14 protein-coding genes are annotated in these 13509 nt (G+C 35.9%); 13 read left to right on the top strand and 1 reads right to left on the bottom strand.

Annotated elements, in window-relative coordinates; genetic code table 11:
• The 9 genes from mltG (at position 1) to murC (ending at position 9236) form a co-directional block, all read left to right on the top strand.
• Positions 1–1005, top strand: coding sequence for an endolytic transglycosylase MltG (gene mltG, locus DS031_RS01410; protein ID WP_113804139.1), 1005 nt, complete (start codon positions 1–3; stop codon positions 1003–1005).
• Positions 1006–1091: 86 nt separating this feature from the next.
• Positions 1092–2099: a PTS sugar transporter subunit IIC gene (locus tag DS031_RS01415; protein WP_113804140.1), complete on the top strand. Its 1008-nt coding sequence runs from the start codon at positions 1092–1094 to the stop codon at positions 2097–2099.
• 13 nt (positions 2100–2112) lie between these two features.
• Entirely contained in the window at positions 2113–2424 is a 312-nt protein-coding gene (locus tag DS031_RS01420; protein WP_113804141.1) for a thioredoxin family protein, read from the top strand.
• Between the two features lie 87 nt (positions 2425–2511).
• On the top strand, positions 2512–2931 hold the full coding sequence (queF, locus tag DS031_RS01425) for a preQ(1) synthase (protein ID WP_113804142.1): 420 nt from the start codon (positions 2512–2514) through the stop codon (positions 2929–2931).
• Between the two features lie 133 nt (positions 2932–3064).
• Positions 3065–3862, top strand: a complete 798-nt coding sequence (locus DS031_RS01430) for a DUF1444 domain-containing protein (protein WP_113804333.1) — start codon at positions 3065–3067, stop codon at positions 3860–3862.
• Positions 3863–3883: 21 nt separating this feature from the next.
• Positions 3884–4489 carry a YtpR family tRNA-binding protein gene (gene ytpR / locus DS031_RS01435; protein ID WP_113804143.1) on the top strand — a complete coding sequence of 202 codons (606 nt, stop codon included), beginning with the start codon at positions 3884–3886 and terminating at the stop codon, positions 4487–4489.
• A 132-nt stretch (positions 4490–4621) separates the two neighbouring features.
• Positions 4622–6958, top strand: a complete 2337-nt coding sequence (locus tag DS031_RS01440) for a DNA translocase FtsK (protein ID WP_425451917.1) — start codon at positions 4622–4624, stop codon at positions 6956–6958.
• A 148-nt stretch (positions 6959–7106) separates the two neighbouring features.
• Positions 7107–7778 carry a hypothetical protein gene (locus DS031_RS01445; RefSeq protein ID WP_113804145.1) on the top strand — a complete coding sequence of 224 codons (672 nt, stop codon included), beginning with the start codon at positions 7107–7109 and terminating at the stop codon, positions 7776–7778.
• Between the two features lie 156 nt (positions 7779–7934).
• Positions 7935–9236, top strand: a complete 1302-nt coding sequence (murC, locus tag DS031_RS01450; RefSeq protein WP_113804146.1) for a UDP-N-acetylmuramate--L-alanine ligase — start codon at positions 7935–7937, stop codon at positions 9234–9236.
• Positions 9237–9517: 281 nt separating this feature from the next.
• Here murC and DS031_RS01455 read toward each other — a convergent pair whose 3' ends face one another.
• Positions 9518–10633: an aminopeptidase gene (locus DS031_RS01455; RefSeq protein ID WP_113804147.1), complete on the bottom strand. Its 1116-nt coding sequence runs from the start codon at positions 10631–10633 to the stop codon at positions 9518–9520.
• 169 nt (positions 10634–10802) lie between these two features.
• Here DS031_RS01455 and DS031_RS01460 point away from each other — a divergent pair, with 169 nt between their 5' ends.
• The 4 genes from DS031_RS01460 to DS031_RS01475 all read left to right on the top strand — a co-directional run bounded on the left by DS031_RS01460 (position 10803) and on the right by DS031_RS01475 (position 13507).
• Positions 10803–11237 (top strand): DUF948 domain-containing protein, encoded by a 435-nt coding sequence (locus tag DS031_RS01460; protein WP_113804334.1) that lies wholly within the window; start codon positions 10803–10805, stop codon positions 11235–11237.
• Positions 11238–11291: 54 nt separating this feature from the next.
• The gene (locus tag DS031_RS01465; protein ID WP_113804148.1) at positions 11292–11783 is read left to right on the top strand and encodes a YtxH domain-containing protein; all 492 of its coding nucleotides are present in this window, start codon (positions 11292–11294) and stop codon (positions 11781–11783) included.
• 103 nt (positions 11784–11886) lie between these two features.
• A complete protein-coding gene (ytxJ, locus tag DS031_RS01470; protein WP_113804149.1) occupies positions 11887–12225 on the top strand; it encodes a bacillithiol system redox-active protein YtxJ in 339 nt (112 codons plus the stop codon).
• Positions 12226–12409: 184 nt separating this feature from the next.
• A complete protein-coding gene (locus DS031_RS01475) occupies positions 12410–13507 on the top strand; it encodes a bifunctional 3-deoxy-7-phosphoheptulonate synthase/chorismate mutase (protein ID WP_113804150.1) in 1098 nt (365 codons plus the stop codon).
• The last annotated feature ends 2 nt before the right edge of the window (positions 13508–13509 follow it).

The raw sequence follows: 13509 nt of genomic DNA on the forward strand, positions 1-13509 counted from the left end.
ATGAAACAAAACTATCATCTAATTATTGCTGCTGCAGTTATCGTTGTTGGAATGAGTTTGTTTTTATGGCAGGAAAACCATCCATCTATAAAGGAGCAGTCTTTCATTATTATGCCTGGTGATCCGCTCGTAAAAACTGCTGAAAGATTAGAGAAAGCTGGAATTATTACATCTGCTAAATCGTTTCTTGCTTATGGAAAATGGAATGGGCTTGACCGAACTGTTCAGCCTGGCGAGCATGTGTTGAATAATAAGAAAACATATGAAGAAATCTATACGATTCTAAAAACGGTTAAAGTAAAAGAAAATGGGATTGCAGTAACTTTTCCAGAAGGATTTTATGCAAGACAAATGGGGGATGTGTTAGAGAAAAAAGGAATTGTAAATAAAAAAGAGTTTCTTGAAGTTGTTAGAACAGGCAGGGGGCTTGATCATGTTTTATTAAAAGATATTCCAAATCAATCACAGCTAAAGTATCGGTTAGAAGGTTATCTATTTCCTGATACGTATTATTTTAAGAAAAATACGCCGCCAGAAGAAGTGGTACAAAAAATGCTTCTTCGCTTTTATGAACAAATGGAACAACTTTCATTACCAACACATATGACAGTGTCAGAATGGGTAACACTCGCTTCTATTGTTGAAAGAGAAGCGAGTTTACAAGAAGAAATGCCCATTATTGCTGGTGTTTTTCAAAACCGATTAAAACGTGATATAAAACTCCAATCAGATGTAACTGTACAGTATATATTAGAAAAGCGAAAAAAGCGTGTGTTGTATAAAGATTTAGAAATTAACGATCCATACAATACGTATAAAAATAAAGGAATGCCGCCTGGACCTGTCTCCAATCCAGGTGCTGCCGCATTAAAAGCTGCTGCAAATTCATCAGAGCATAATTACATTTATTTTGTTGCAAAAGCAGATAACAGCGGAGCTCATCATTTTTCCGAAACCTATGAAGAACATTTACGTTATTCAAAGCAATATCAATCACAATTTTAAACAGCTGTTAAACATCTGTCTTTACAACTGGTAAAACAACTTTATAATAAAGATTGTGATTTTTTAGAAAAAGGAGAAGGATAACGATGAAGCAATTTTTCCGTAAAAAGGGCGTAACGCTGTCTCCAAAAGTATATTTTATTACAGCGTTAAGTTATATGGCACTAGGGCTTTTTTCATCTTTAATTATCGGTTTAATTTTAAAAACAATTGGACAAGAACTTGGAATAGAGTTTTTTGTTACAGTTGGGACTTCTGCAATGGGATTAATGGGAGCGGCAATTGGGGCTGCGGTTGCATTTGGACTCAATGCGCCTCCTCTTGTGCTTTTTTCTGCTCTCATTTGCGGAGCAGCAGGCGCGGAGCTTGGCGGTCCTGCTGGCAGTTATGCAGCAGCATTACTTGCAGCGGAAGCAGGAAAGTTAATTTCAAAAGAAACGAAAATCGATATTATTGCAACACCTTTTGTTACCCTCATTGTCGGGTTTGCTGTTGCCGCATTTATTGGTCCTGGTATTGCAAGTTTTATGACATGGTTTGGTGAAGTAGTGATGTGGGCGACAGAACAGCGTCCTCTTTTAATGGGTATGCTCGTTGCAGCTTTAATGGGACTCGCTTTAACCGCACCAATTTCCAGCGCGGCAATCGCGATAATGTTAGGACTTGAAGGCGTAGCGGCTGGTGCTGCTACAATTGGTTGTGCTGCTCAAATGGTTGGTTTTGCGACAAGCAGCTACCGCGACAATGGTTTTGGGGGCTGGATTGCGCAGGGGATTGGTACATCAATGCTTCAAGTTGCAAATATCGTAAAAAATCCGCTTATTTTAATACCGCCAACCGCTGCAGGCGTAATATTAGCCCCTGTTGGTATTATTTTATTTAATATGATTAATAATCCAGCAGGTGCTGGTATGGGAACAGCTGGATTTGTAGGACAAATGATGACATTAGAATCAATGGGATTTTCAGTGTTTATCCTTCTTTATATTATTGGGTTGCATTTTATTGGACCTGCTCTTATTAGTTTGGTATTATCCGAATGGATGCGAAAAAAAGGCTGGATTAAACCTGGAGATATGAAAATTGACTATTAAGAAGGTGGATAATATGGAAACTATTACATCAGTTGAAATGTTTAATGAGAAAAAATCGGAAGGGAAATCTATTTTTGTTTTTTCTGCTGATTGGTGTCCGGATTGTGTAGTGATCAAACCAGTTTTACCAGAGCTTGAAGAGCGTTTTAATCATTACGCTTTTTATTATGTGGATCGTGATCAACTGATTGAGCTTTGTCAAGAACAAGATATTTTTGGCATTCCAAGTTTTGTGGCTTATGAAAACGGTGAAGAATTAGGAAGATATGTAAATAAAGAGCGAAAAACAAAAGAGCAAATTGAGGCATTTATTGAGGGATTGTAAGATTAACCATTGCACTTTTATCAAAACATGGTATAGTAGTATTGTTTTGAACAATATCCTTCGTGGATTTTTGAAAGGGTGAAACAGATGGGTAAAGTAAATGTAGATCACAGTAAATATGAAGGCATCCGCTTTGATATCGAAAATGAGGATGTTATTCTTGTAGATATTTTAGAAACGATTCCTTATGAGTATATCGGTAAGGAAACATTAGTAACAATTCCAACAAATGAATTCACGTCCGTTTGTCCATGGTCAGGTCTTCCCGATTTTGCGGAAATTCAAATTAGTTATATTCCAAACGAAACGCTCGTTGAGATGAAGTCATTAAAGTATTACTTAACATCTTACCGTAACGTAGGGATCTATCAAGAACATGCAACAAATCGTATGTTAAATGATCTTGTCAGCTTATTATCACCAAAGTATATGAAGATAACGGCGCTTTGGAATGCTCGCGGTGGATTAGGAACAGAAGTCGTAGTAGAATATAAAGAAGACAAGTAAGAATAACCTCCATCATAATGGAGGTTTTTTCTTTAATAGATTGGCTGTGTTAGAAAACAGTAGTAGTGTCAGATCTATTCTCTATAATAATTTTACATATATTTAAATTTCTCATGGAGGTGAGATAATGAAAATGACAAATAGTAAAATGAAGCGTATGCTTGAGGAAAAATTAACTCGACCAGAGTGGGATATTACGTACAATAAAGATGAAGAAAAGCTAAGAATTGAAGAAAAAGAAACAAAAAAAGGGATTACCTTATCCCTAAATGGCCTTGTAAGTAAATGGCACGAAAGAAAAGAGAGTATTATAAATGAAGTGGTGGAATATGTAGAAGAAGCATTAACTGTAATGACGGATGAACAGAAATTGTCCGGAAAAGAAAAGGCGATTTTTCCTGTTATTCGTTCCACTTCATTTCCAAGTGAAACAAAACAAGGTGAGAAGTTAATTTATGATGATCATACCGCAGAAACGAGAATTTTCTATGCACTGGATTTAGGAAAGTCATATCGGCTTATTGATGAAGGTATGCTCCCAAAAGAAGGGTGGCATGCAGAGAAAATAAAAGAAGCGGCTCGTTTTAACTTGCGCTCATTAGAACATACATTAAAAAAAGATGAAGTGGCAGGAAATACGTTTTATTTTCTTAATTCAAATGATGGTTATGATGCTAGCCGCATTTTAAATCAAACACTTCTTCAAAAAATGGCGAAAGAAGCAAAAGGAAAGCTTGCAGTGGCAGTCCCCCATCAAGATGTGTTAATTTTTGTTGATGTTCAAAATGATGTAGGGTATGATATTTTAGCACAAATGGCAATGAAATTTTTTGCAGAAGGACGAGTGCCGATTACAGCATTATCATTTTTATATGAAGATGGTGAGCTTGAACCGATTTTTATTCTTGCAAAAAATAAACCAAAAAAGTAAAGAACAGAAAGGTGAACAAAAATGAACGTATTTTATAATGAACAAGGAATTGGAAACACATTGTTAATTTCTTTAAAGCACATTGATCGTGAAGTGAAGAGTTTTGAGCAAAAAGGTGATGTAGCAAGAATTTTTAATAAAGAGACAGGTGAAACAGCGGGATTTAATATTTTTAATATTTCTAAATATGGAAACGTTGATGCGAATGGCGTTGTTCCGGTAACTGAAGAGCTTGTACCGTTTATTAATCGGATTCTTAATGAAAATGAAATTAGTGAACGAGTTGAATATAATGATACACCAGATTTTGTTGTGGGTTACGTAATTGAGAAAGAAAAACATCCAAATGCTGATAAATTAAGTATTTGTAAAGTAGATATTGGCACAGAAACACTGCAAATTGTTTGTGGTGCACCGAATGTAGACAAGGATCAAAAAGTTGTGGTTGCAACAGTTGGTGCAGTAATGCCAAGTGGATTAGTCATTAAAGATGCCAATTTAAGGGGTGTTGATTCTTTTGGCATGATTTGTTCTGCAAAAGAGCTTGATTTACCAAATGCACCGCAGGAAAAAGGAATTCTTGTGTTAAGCGATGAGTATGAAGTAGGAAGTACTTTTACTAAGTAAACCGCTGGATTTTTCAGCGGTTTTTTCAATTAATGATAACGAACTAATTAAGCAGGAATAAAAAATTTCTCTTACTGTTCCTAAAGATTTTCGTTACAATAAACAAAGATATGTTAAAGAAGGTGATAAATGATGGCAGCTAAATGGATGAAAAAGCTTTGGAATCTTATGTTTGAAGATGAATCGGAAATAGGCAGCAAACCGAACATACACGAGCCTCAATCTAAAAAGCAATCCCACTCTTCAAGAACAATTGGTCGTATTATGGATACAGATAAAAAAATGCAGGCAAAAATGGTTCATCAATATCCACAAGAAGGACCTTTTCGTTTTCCGGTTATTCCTGATGAAAAAGTAACAGAGAAAAAACAATCTCTAAAGAAAAAGCAAGTTAAGGAAATCTCTTCTTCTCGCTCTGTTGAAAACGTTCCTACAGAAAAACAACAAGAGGTACAGTCAGCTTCATTTAATAGGAAAGAAAAATTTGCTGGTAAAAACTTTAGGGCACAGGATATTCCATCTCCAGTCTATGGATTTCGGGGGCGGAAGCAAGGTTATGAAAAACAAAATGAATTAAACTTTCCATTGCCTAAAGTCGTTCAAGATCTCTCTCTCAATGAAAGTTCAGCAGACTTATTTGTGCAACCAATTGTAACAGATGAAGAAAAGGAAATGCTTCATAACTATGCTGAAAGCAGGGTAGAAGTAAAGGAAGAAGAATATGATTTAAGCGAAGTAGAGCTAAAACATAAGAATCAAGATGAAGAGCCTGCTGTACAAGAAGAAAGAACAGCAGCGCCTATGAAGAAGAATCAGCCGGAAATTCATTATAATTCCGAAGAAAAAAAGGGATCAAATTCTTTCATAGAAAAGAAGCCGCATCCGCAAAAAACTATGGATCTTAACCAGGCAATTGAATATAAACAGCGTATTGCTGCTAAGAAAGATGAAGATAAGAAACAACAAACAGCAGATCAGTCTCATGCTGCTCCTTATAATGTAATGATGTTTAAGAAAGATCGTGTAAAGTCTCAGAGAAATATGCATTATCAGCTTCCAAGAATTAACCTTCTGGATATTCCGAAGCGAACAGAAGGAAACGATCAACAGTGGCTTGAAGAGCAAAAAGCATTATTAGAAACCACATTGAAAAACTTTAATGTAGATGCAGCGGTTGTAGGGGTAACGCAGGGACCAACGGTGACTAGATATGAAGTACAGCCAAAGCCGGGTGTAAAGGTAAATAAGATTACCAATTTATCAGACGATATTAAATTAAGTCTTTCAGCAAAGGATATTAGAATTGAGGCACCAATTCCAGGACGTAATGCGATTGGAATTGAAGTGCCTAATAAAGTAAGTCAGCCTGTCAGTTTGCGGGAGATTATTCGAAGCGGTACTTTTCAGCAAAGCGAATCTCCTCTTACCGTTGCTCTCGGTTTAGATATTTCTGGTCAGCCTATTGTCACAGATTTACAGAAGATGCCCCATGGATTAATTGCCGGTGCTACCGGATCAGGGAAAAGTGTATGCATTAATTCTATTTTAGCAAGTTTGCTGCTTAAAGCAGACCCTGAAGAAGTTAAACTTTTACTCGTTGATCCAAAGGTAGTAGAGCTTGCACCTTACAACAAAATTCCTCACCTTGTAACACCAGTAATCACTGATGTAAAAGAGGCAACGATGGCCCTTAAATGGGCGGTTGAAGAGATGGAGCGTCGTTATCAGGCATTTGCACAAACCGGTGTGCGCGATATTGGGAAGTTTAATGAATGGGTAAAGAAAAATGAATTAACTAACTCCAAAATGCCTTATATTGTAATCGTTATTGATGAGCTGGCAGATTTAATGATGGTTTCTCCTCAAGATGTAGAAGATGCCATCTGTCGAATTGCTCAAAAAGCGCGGGCTTGTGGTATTCACTTATTAGTAGCAACACAGCGCCCATCTGTTGATGTGATAACTGGTTTAATTAAAGCTAATATTCCAACTCGTGTTGCTTTTTCAGTATCGTCCCAAATCGATTCTCGTACGATTCTAGATGTAAGTGGGGCGGAGAAACTGTTAGGGCGAGGAGATATGCTTTTCTTAGGAAACGGTACCTCTAAACCAGTGCGAATTCAGGGGAACTTTGTATCGGATGAAGAAATTGAACGTTTAACAGCATTTGTTAGACAGCAAAAACAGCCAAATTACCTTATTGAAAAAGAAGACCTTTCCACACAACAAATGTTAGATCAGGAAGATGAATTATTTGAAGAAGCATGTCACTATGTACTCGAACAAGGAGGAGCCTCTGCTTCAAGTTTACAAAGGCGTTTTCGAATCGGTTATAATCGTGCAGCAAGATTAGTTGATATGATGGAATCATGTGGTCTTGTCTCAGAATCAATGGGAAGTAAACCGAGAAATGTCTTGTTAACAAAACAAGAATTTCAGGAAAAAACACAACCAGATTTACATGTGTAAATCTAGTAAAAAGCAGTTATTTTCTCACATAAAAAGGGAATAACTGCTTTATATCCAGCTTTTAAAAGCGAGTACTTGTTTTATTTTCGTTCATTTTATATGATAAATACTAGTAGTTTAATGTTTTTCTAAGGTGGAGGCGGATGTAATGAAGCATTCAGATTTAATTAATATGGAAATGCTTCGGAAGCAAAAACAGCAGACATATGATGCGGCCATTGAAAATTTGTATGATCACTATTTTTTTTATTTGGAACGCCGTATAAATATTCGAGAAAAAGTACGTGCAAGGCATATTTTTTGTAATATAGTCGGTATAGAGCCTTCTCACCTGCTTTTAGAAAGATGGGAAGATCATTTTGAACATTGGTTTGCCTTTGATTACCGAAATATTCAAGGAACTACTATGTTTGATCGGTTTTTACGAGAAAATAACACTAAATGGACGGAACCGATGTTAAAAGTAAGTGCCCTGTTTTTACTAATTACGTTAGAACCGGTAGTTGTAACGAGTGGCTGTAAAAATAATTTGCTGGAAGTAAAAAACATATTCACAGCTCAAAATGAACAAGTTAAAATAATGAAAAATTCTATTCATGATATACATAACGGAGATTTATTATTAATACGAAAGATTAAATCTGGGTTTCGAATGATGATGATCGGACCTTATTGGAAAATTGATTATGATAAAGCAAATGCCGTTATACAAAAAATAGAAAAGGATTTTAAAAATTTTCAAAAGGAGTTTCCTGGGTGCGCCTATCGAACCTTCTTGAAAATAAATGGAATTCATTACTTTAATTCTTTAAGAAAATAGGGATTTAGAACAATAAGTTAATTGGATCATGGTGGTAGCTGTTTTTTTTTGCTATAATGATGAAATGAATAATAAAGCAAAAATAGCATTCAACCGAGAACGTCATATACTAAAACATATGATAAAGTATAAAGAACAATTCTGGAGGTTCATTATATGATGACTTATCATTTCGTTGGAATTAAAGGCTCAGGAATGAGTGCACTTGCACAAATCCTTCATGATATGAATTATCAAGTCCAAGGTTCTGATGTCGATAAACACTTTTTTACCCAACAGTCATTAGAGGAGCGAAATATTAAAATTTTGCCTTTTAACCGTAACAATATTCGTGAAAATCAAGTTATTATTGTAGGAAATGCGTTTGGAGACGATCATGAGGAAGTGGAGCGAGCAAAGGAAATGGGGCTTCCAATTTATCGTTACCATCATTTTTTAGGGGACTTCGTTCAAAAATTTACAAGTATTGCTGTCACTGGAAGCCATGGTAAAACATCGACTACTGGTTTACTTGCACATGTGCTTCACAAAGCAAAACCGACCTCTTTTTTAATTGGAGATGGTACTGGCAAAGGTGAAGAAGAAAGTGAATATTTTGTATTTGAAGCATGTGAGTACCGCCGTCATTTTCTTTCTTACAAGCCGGATTATGCAATCATGACGAACATCGACTTTGATCATCCTGATTATTTTAAGGATATTAATGACGTGTTTAGTGCCTTTCAAGAGATGGCTCTTGGAGTAAAGAAAGGCATCATTGCCTACGGGGACGACACACATCTTCAGCAAATTCAGGCAAATGTGCCGGTTGTGTTTTATGGTTTTCAAGAAGACAACGACTTTCAAGCAGCAAATATTCAAAAATCTGAACAAGGTACAACATTTGATGTCTTTGTTCGCAATACCTTTTATGGAACATTTTCAATTCCGACCTATGGCAATCATAACATCTTAAATGCGCTAGCTGTTATTGCGCTTTGTCATTATGAAAATATTTCGGTTGAGGTAATTGCACATCAGCTTAAGTCATTTAAAGGTGTAAAGCGTCGATTTACTGAAAAAGCAGTTGATGGACAAATTTTAATTGATGATTATGCACATCATCCAACAGAGATTAAAGCAACCATTGAAGCAGCAAAACAAAAATATCCAAATCGCGAAGTTGTAGCAATTTTTCAACCGCACACATTTACAAGAACGAAGACATTTTTAAACGAATTTGCGGAAAGTTTATCAGAAGCAGATAGTGTTTATCTATGTGATATTTTTAGTTCAGCAAGAGAGTCATCAGGAAATTTAACGATTGATGACCTGCTTCAAAAAATACCACAGGCAGAACTTGTAACAGAAGAAACGATTCATAGCTTAAATAAGCATCATGATGGTGTGCTGCTGTTTATGGGGGCGGGAGACATTCAAAAATTTCAACTTGCTTATGAACAGTCATGTGTCTCATAATAGAAGCAAAAAAGGAAGAGCAAACACGCTCTTCCTTTTTTATAGGGTAAAAGGATAAATTATTGTGTCCAGCTTCAGGCGCTATCGGCTCGAGGATACAAGTCAATCCGTCCGGAAGATAAAAAGCAATCTTCCAGCCGTCTTGCTTTGTGCTTTTCTTATTGTCTAGCTCCAGCGCCTCCCCCCTCGAGTCAAATAACCTTACATCGTAAAGGTAAAAAGCACCTTTTCGTTGTAAAAACATTTGCTTGTCGGGGGTGAACAAGGCGCTTGCCCTTTTCTTACTTTAAGTTTTCAGGATTTAAACACTCTAATTCTTTTAATACAAAGCGACCGTCTTTCCGGATTAATACCCCATCAAAATAGATTTCTCCACCACCATATTCAGGTCGTTGAATGGTGACAAGATCCCAATGAATGGCCGATTCATTACCATTTGGTGCTTCATCATAACATTGACCAGGTGTGAAGTGAAAGCTGCCGTCAATTTTTTCATCAAAGAGAATATCATTCATTGGATTTTGAATAAATGGATTGACACCTATCGCAAATTCACCAATATAGCGAGCTCCTTCATCTGTATCAAAAATCTGATTAATCCTTTTTGTATCGTTGGCACTAGCTTCGATAATCTTTCCCTCTTCAAAAACAAGCTTAACATTTTGAAAGGTGTAGCTTTGGTAAGAAGAAGGTGTATTGTATGTAATGGTGCCATTGACAGAAGTTTTAACAGGTGCTGTAAAAACTTCACCATCGGGAATATTATAGTTACCAGCACATTTAATAGCAGGAATGTTTTTAATTGAAAATGATAAATCAGTTCCAGGACCTTTAATATGGACTTTATCAGCTTCATTCATTCGCTTTACCAGCGCATCCATCGCTTTGTTCATTTTTTGATAATCAAGGTTGCATACGTTAAAATAAAAATCTTCAAAAGCTTCTGTGCTCATATTTGCAAGCTGAGCCATTGATGAATTTGGGTAACGGAGCACACACCATTTTGTTTTTGGAATACGAATAGTCCGATGCACTTTGCTGCCAACCGTTTTTTCGTATAAAGCCATTTTTGCTGAAGGGACATCTGAAAGTTCTGCAATATTATCTCCTGAACGCAATCCGATATAAGCATCCATTTCATTCATTACAGATGCTTCAAATGATGCAAGCATTTCTAACTGTTCTTGTTGACTGTTCTGAAGAAGTGTTCGGTTAACTTGAGGATCCTTTAAAGAAACAAATGGAACTCCTCCTACTTCGTATGCTTCATCTATCAATGCATTTACAAGCTCGCGCTGCAGCCCAGTATTTTCAATTAAAATTTTTTCGCCTTTTTGAAGGTTAACGGAATAATGAATAATATTTTTGGCTAATTGATTTATACGTGAATCTCTCAATTTATGTATATCTCCTTTAAAAAGTAGTTACGATACTTATTGTAACTACATTGTATTAAAAAAAGAATTATTTTTAAAGCAGGAAAATCGTGTTAGAACTAGAATTTCAAAAATAGTGGTTTAATGTCTAATACAACAGGGAAACGCAGTAATGGGAGGGACAAAAGTCATGGAAATTATTTTATATGTAAGTATTGCTTTAGTAGCAGTTGCATTTGCTGTATTAGTTTATTTTTTAGTGCAAACATTAAAAGCATTAAAACAAACCCTGCAAAACGTTGCATCAACCTTAGAAGGGGTTGAAAAACAGCTCAGAGGTGTTACTGTTGAGACAACAGAGTTATTACATAAAACAAACAGATTGGCAGAAGATATTCAAGGAAAGTCTGAATCGTTAAATTCACTGTTTGTGCAGGTGAAAGATGTCGGTACTTCTCTCAACCAAATAAATCAATCTTTTCGCAAAGTATCAACAAAAGTGGCAGCCGCATCTGAGCAGCAGTCTGAACAAGTATCAAAAGCCTTACAATGGAGTGATGCTGCTTTAAAAGTATGGCAAAAATGGCAGCTGAAGAAAAAAGAAGTCGATGGTAAAGTCGAATAAGGAACGACTTTATTCTCGGTTTCATATATTAACATTATTTAGGAGGGGAAAGCGTTGAGCAATAACAATAACAACATTAATAGCAAAGATTTTTTAATCGGAACGCTTATTGGGGGAATTGTTGGAGCAGCTTCAGCATTATTGATGGCTCCTAAGTCTGGAAAGGAATTAAGAAGCGATATTAACCAACAGGCAGCAGTAGTAAAAGATCGCACTGTCCAAATGAAGGATACAGCGCTCGAGAAAAGTAACGAATTTGCTTCTTCGGCAAAAGAAAGATCTTCTACTATCGCAAGAACAGTATCTGATCAATCAAATCAAGTAGCAAATAAAGTAAGAAGTGTCACAACGTCTTTAAGAGACGATGTAAATAAATGGCGTGCTTCACGAAAAGAAGTGGAGATTGAGGGAGAAGAAGAAACGAACAATGAATTGGAAGATCAAGCTGTTTCTTCATCAGCAACGGTTGTAGAATCGACAACTGTGGAAGTGGAAAAGCCGATCGATCAGGTGGAAAAGGATGAACAAGAAAATAAAATAAACTAATTTTTATTGGCGAAAAAAGTAGTTACTTTTTTCGCCAATTTGTTTGTTCTATTTTTAAGAAATTGTTAAACTGTTGTTAATTATAAAACGAGAGGTGATAAAAATGGGAATAACTAAGATTACAGCGGTGGAAGATTTTCAGCGTATAAAGGGTGAAAACAAAATATTTTTTCTATTAAAGAACAGCACAACATGTCCAATAAGCAGTCAAGCATATGAGGAATATCAAAATTTTTCTGAAGATTATGGAGATGTTGCTTGTTATTATTTAAATGTTCAAGAAGCAAGACCTCTTTCAAATACTATTAGTGAACATTATGAGATAAAGCATGAATCCCCTCAAGCATTTCTTATTAAAGAAGATAGAGTACTTTGGCATCATTCTCATTGGAATATTACTTACTCGTCATTAAAAGATGTATATATAAAAAATGTTCAGTAAAAAATTATTGAAAATGCAGCTTTTAAGTGTTAAATTATAAAAAAACGCTTTAACACTTAAAAGCGTTTAGGTATTAAAGAAAAAAGTCGTGACAATTTAAATATTATCCTTTATAATAAGTGCTAACAATTAGAAAGTTTTAAAAAATTCTTACAACTATTTGTGAGATAAGGAGTGTGGAGATATGAGTAATGTAGAATTAGATCAGTTGAGAGAGCAATTGGATGAAGTGAATCTTCAATTGTTAGAATTAATTAATAAGCGAGCTGAGTTAGTACAGCAAATTGGTAAGGTGAAAAATACACAAGGTATTAACCGCTTTGATCCAGTACGTGAACGTAAAATGTTAGATTTAATTGCTAAAAGCAATGAAGGACCGTTTGAGACGTCAACACTTCAGCATATTTTTAAAGAAATTTTTAAAGCTGGCTTAGAATTACAAGAAGATGATCATCGTAAGGCACTGCTTGTTTCTCGTAAGCGTAAGCCTGAAGATACGATTGTTAATGTAAAAGGTGAAAACGTTGGTGACGGTCAGCAGCGTTTAATCGTTGGACCTTGTGCTGTTGAAAGCTATGAGCAAGTTGCAAAAGTTGCAGAAGCAGCGAAAAAACAAGGCTTAAAACTTCTTCGGGGCGGAGCATACAAGCCGCGTACATCTCCATACGATTTCCAAGGGCTTGGTGAAGAAGGATTAAAGATCTTAAAGCGCGTAGCTGATGAATATGATTTGGCAGTTATTAGTGAAATTGTAACACCTGGTGACCTTGAGAAGGCGGCCCAATACATTGATGTAATTCAAATTGGTGCGCGTAATATGCAGAACTTTGAGTTATTAAAAGCGGCAGGTTCTTTAAATAAGCCGATTTTATTAAAACGTGGTTTAGCTGCAACAATTGAAGAGTTCATTAATGCGGCAGAATATATAGTGGCACAAGGAAATGATCAAGTTATGCTTTGTGAGCGTGGTATCCGCACATATGAAAGAGCAACACGAAATACATTAGATATCTCGGCAGTTCCAATCTTAAAGCAAGAAACTCATTTACCAGTATTTGTTGATGTCACACACTCGACAGGTCGACGTGATCTTCTTTTACCAACAGCGAAAGCTGCATTTGCAATTGGAGCAGACGGAGTTATGACAGAAGTTCACCCAGATCCAGCTGTTGCATTATCAGATTCAGCACAGCAAATGAACATTGATCAATTTAACCACTTTGTCAAAGAATTAAAAGATTCAGGTCTTTATAAAGATATAAAAAATCCTTCTACCGTGTAACG

The sequence above is a fragment of the Bacillus taeanensis genome, from assembly GCF_003318295.1.
In the GTDB taxonomy this organism is placed as follows: Bacteria; Bacillota; Bacilli; order Bacillales; family UBA6769; genus Maribacillus; species Maribacillus taeanensis.

Coding starts and splice junctions, on each gene's coding strand:
- DS031_RS01460 (WP_113804334.1), top strand. CDS start 10,803: ATGGAAATTATTTTATATGTAAGTATTGCTTTAGTAGCAGTTGCATTT.
- DS031_RS01420 (WP_113804141.1), top strand. CDS start 2,113: ATGGAAACTATTACATCAGTTGAAATGTTTAATGAGAAAAAATCGGAA.
- ytxJ (WP_113804149.1), top strand. CDS start 11,887: ATGGGAATAACTAAGATTACAGCGGTGGAAGATTTTCAGCGTATAAAG.
- DS031_RS01430 (WP_113804333.1), top strand. CDS start 3,065: ATGACAAATAGTAAAATGAAGCGTATGCTTGAGGAAAAATTAACTCGA.
- DS031_RS01445 (WP_113804145.1), top strand. CDS start 7,107: ATGAAGCATTCAGATTTAATTAATATGGAAATGCTTCGGAAGCAAAAA.
- DS031_RS01415 (WP_113804140.1), top strand. CDS start 1,092: ATGAAGCAATTTTTCCGTAAAAAGGGCGTAACGCTGTCTCCAAAAGTA.
- queF (WP_113804142.1), top strand. CDS start 2,512: ATGGGTAAAGTAAATGTAGATCACAGTAAATATGAAGGCATCCGCTTT.
- ytpR (WP_113804143.1), top strand. CDS start 3,884: ATGAACGTATTTTATAATGAACAAGGAATTGGAAACACATTGTTAATT.
- DS031_RS01440 (WP_425451917.1), top strand. CDS start 4,622: ATGGCAGCTAAATGGATGAAAAAGCTTTGGAATCTTATGTTTGAAGAT.
- mltG (WP_113804139.1), top strand. CDS start 1: ATGAAACAAAACTATCATCTAATTATTGCTGCTGCAGTTATCGTTGTT.
- murC (WP_113804146.1), top strand. CDS start 7,935: ATGATGACTTATCATTTCGTTGGAATTAAAGGCTCAGGAATGAGTGCA.
- DS031_RS01475 (WP_113804150.1), top strand. CDS start 12,410: ATGAGTAATGTAGAATTAGATCAGTTGAGAGAGCAATTGGATGAAGTG.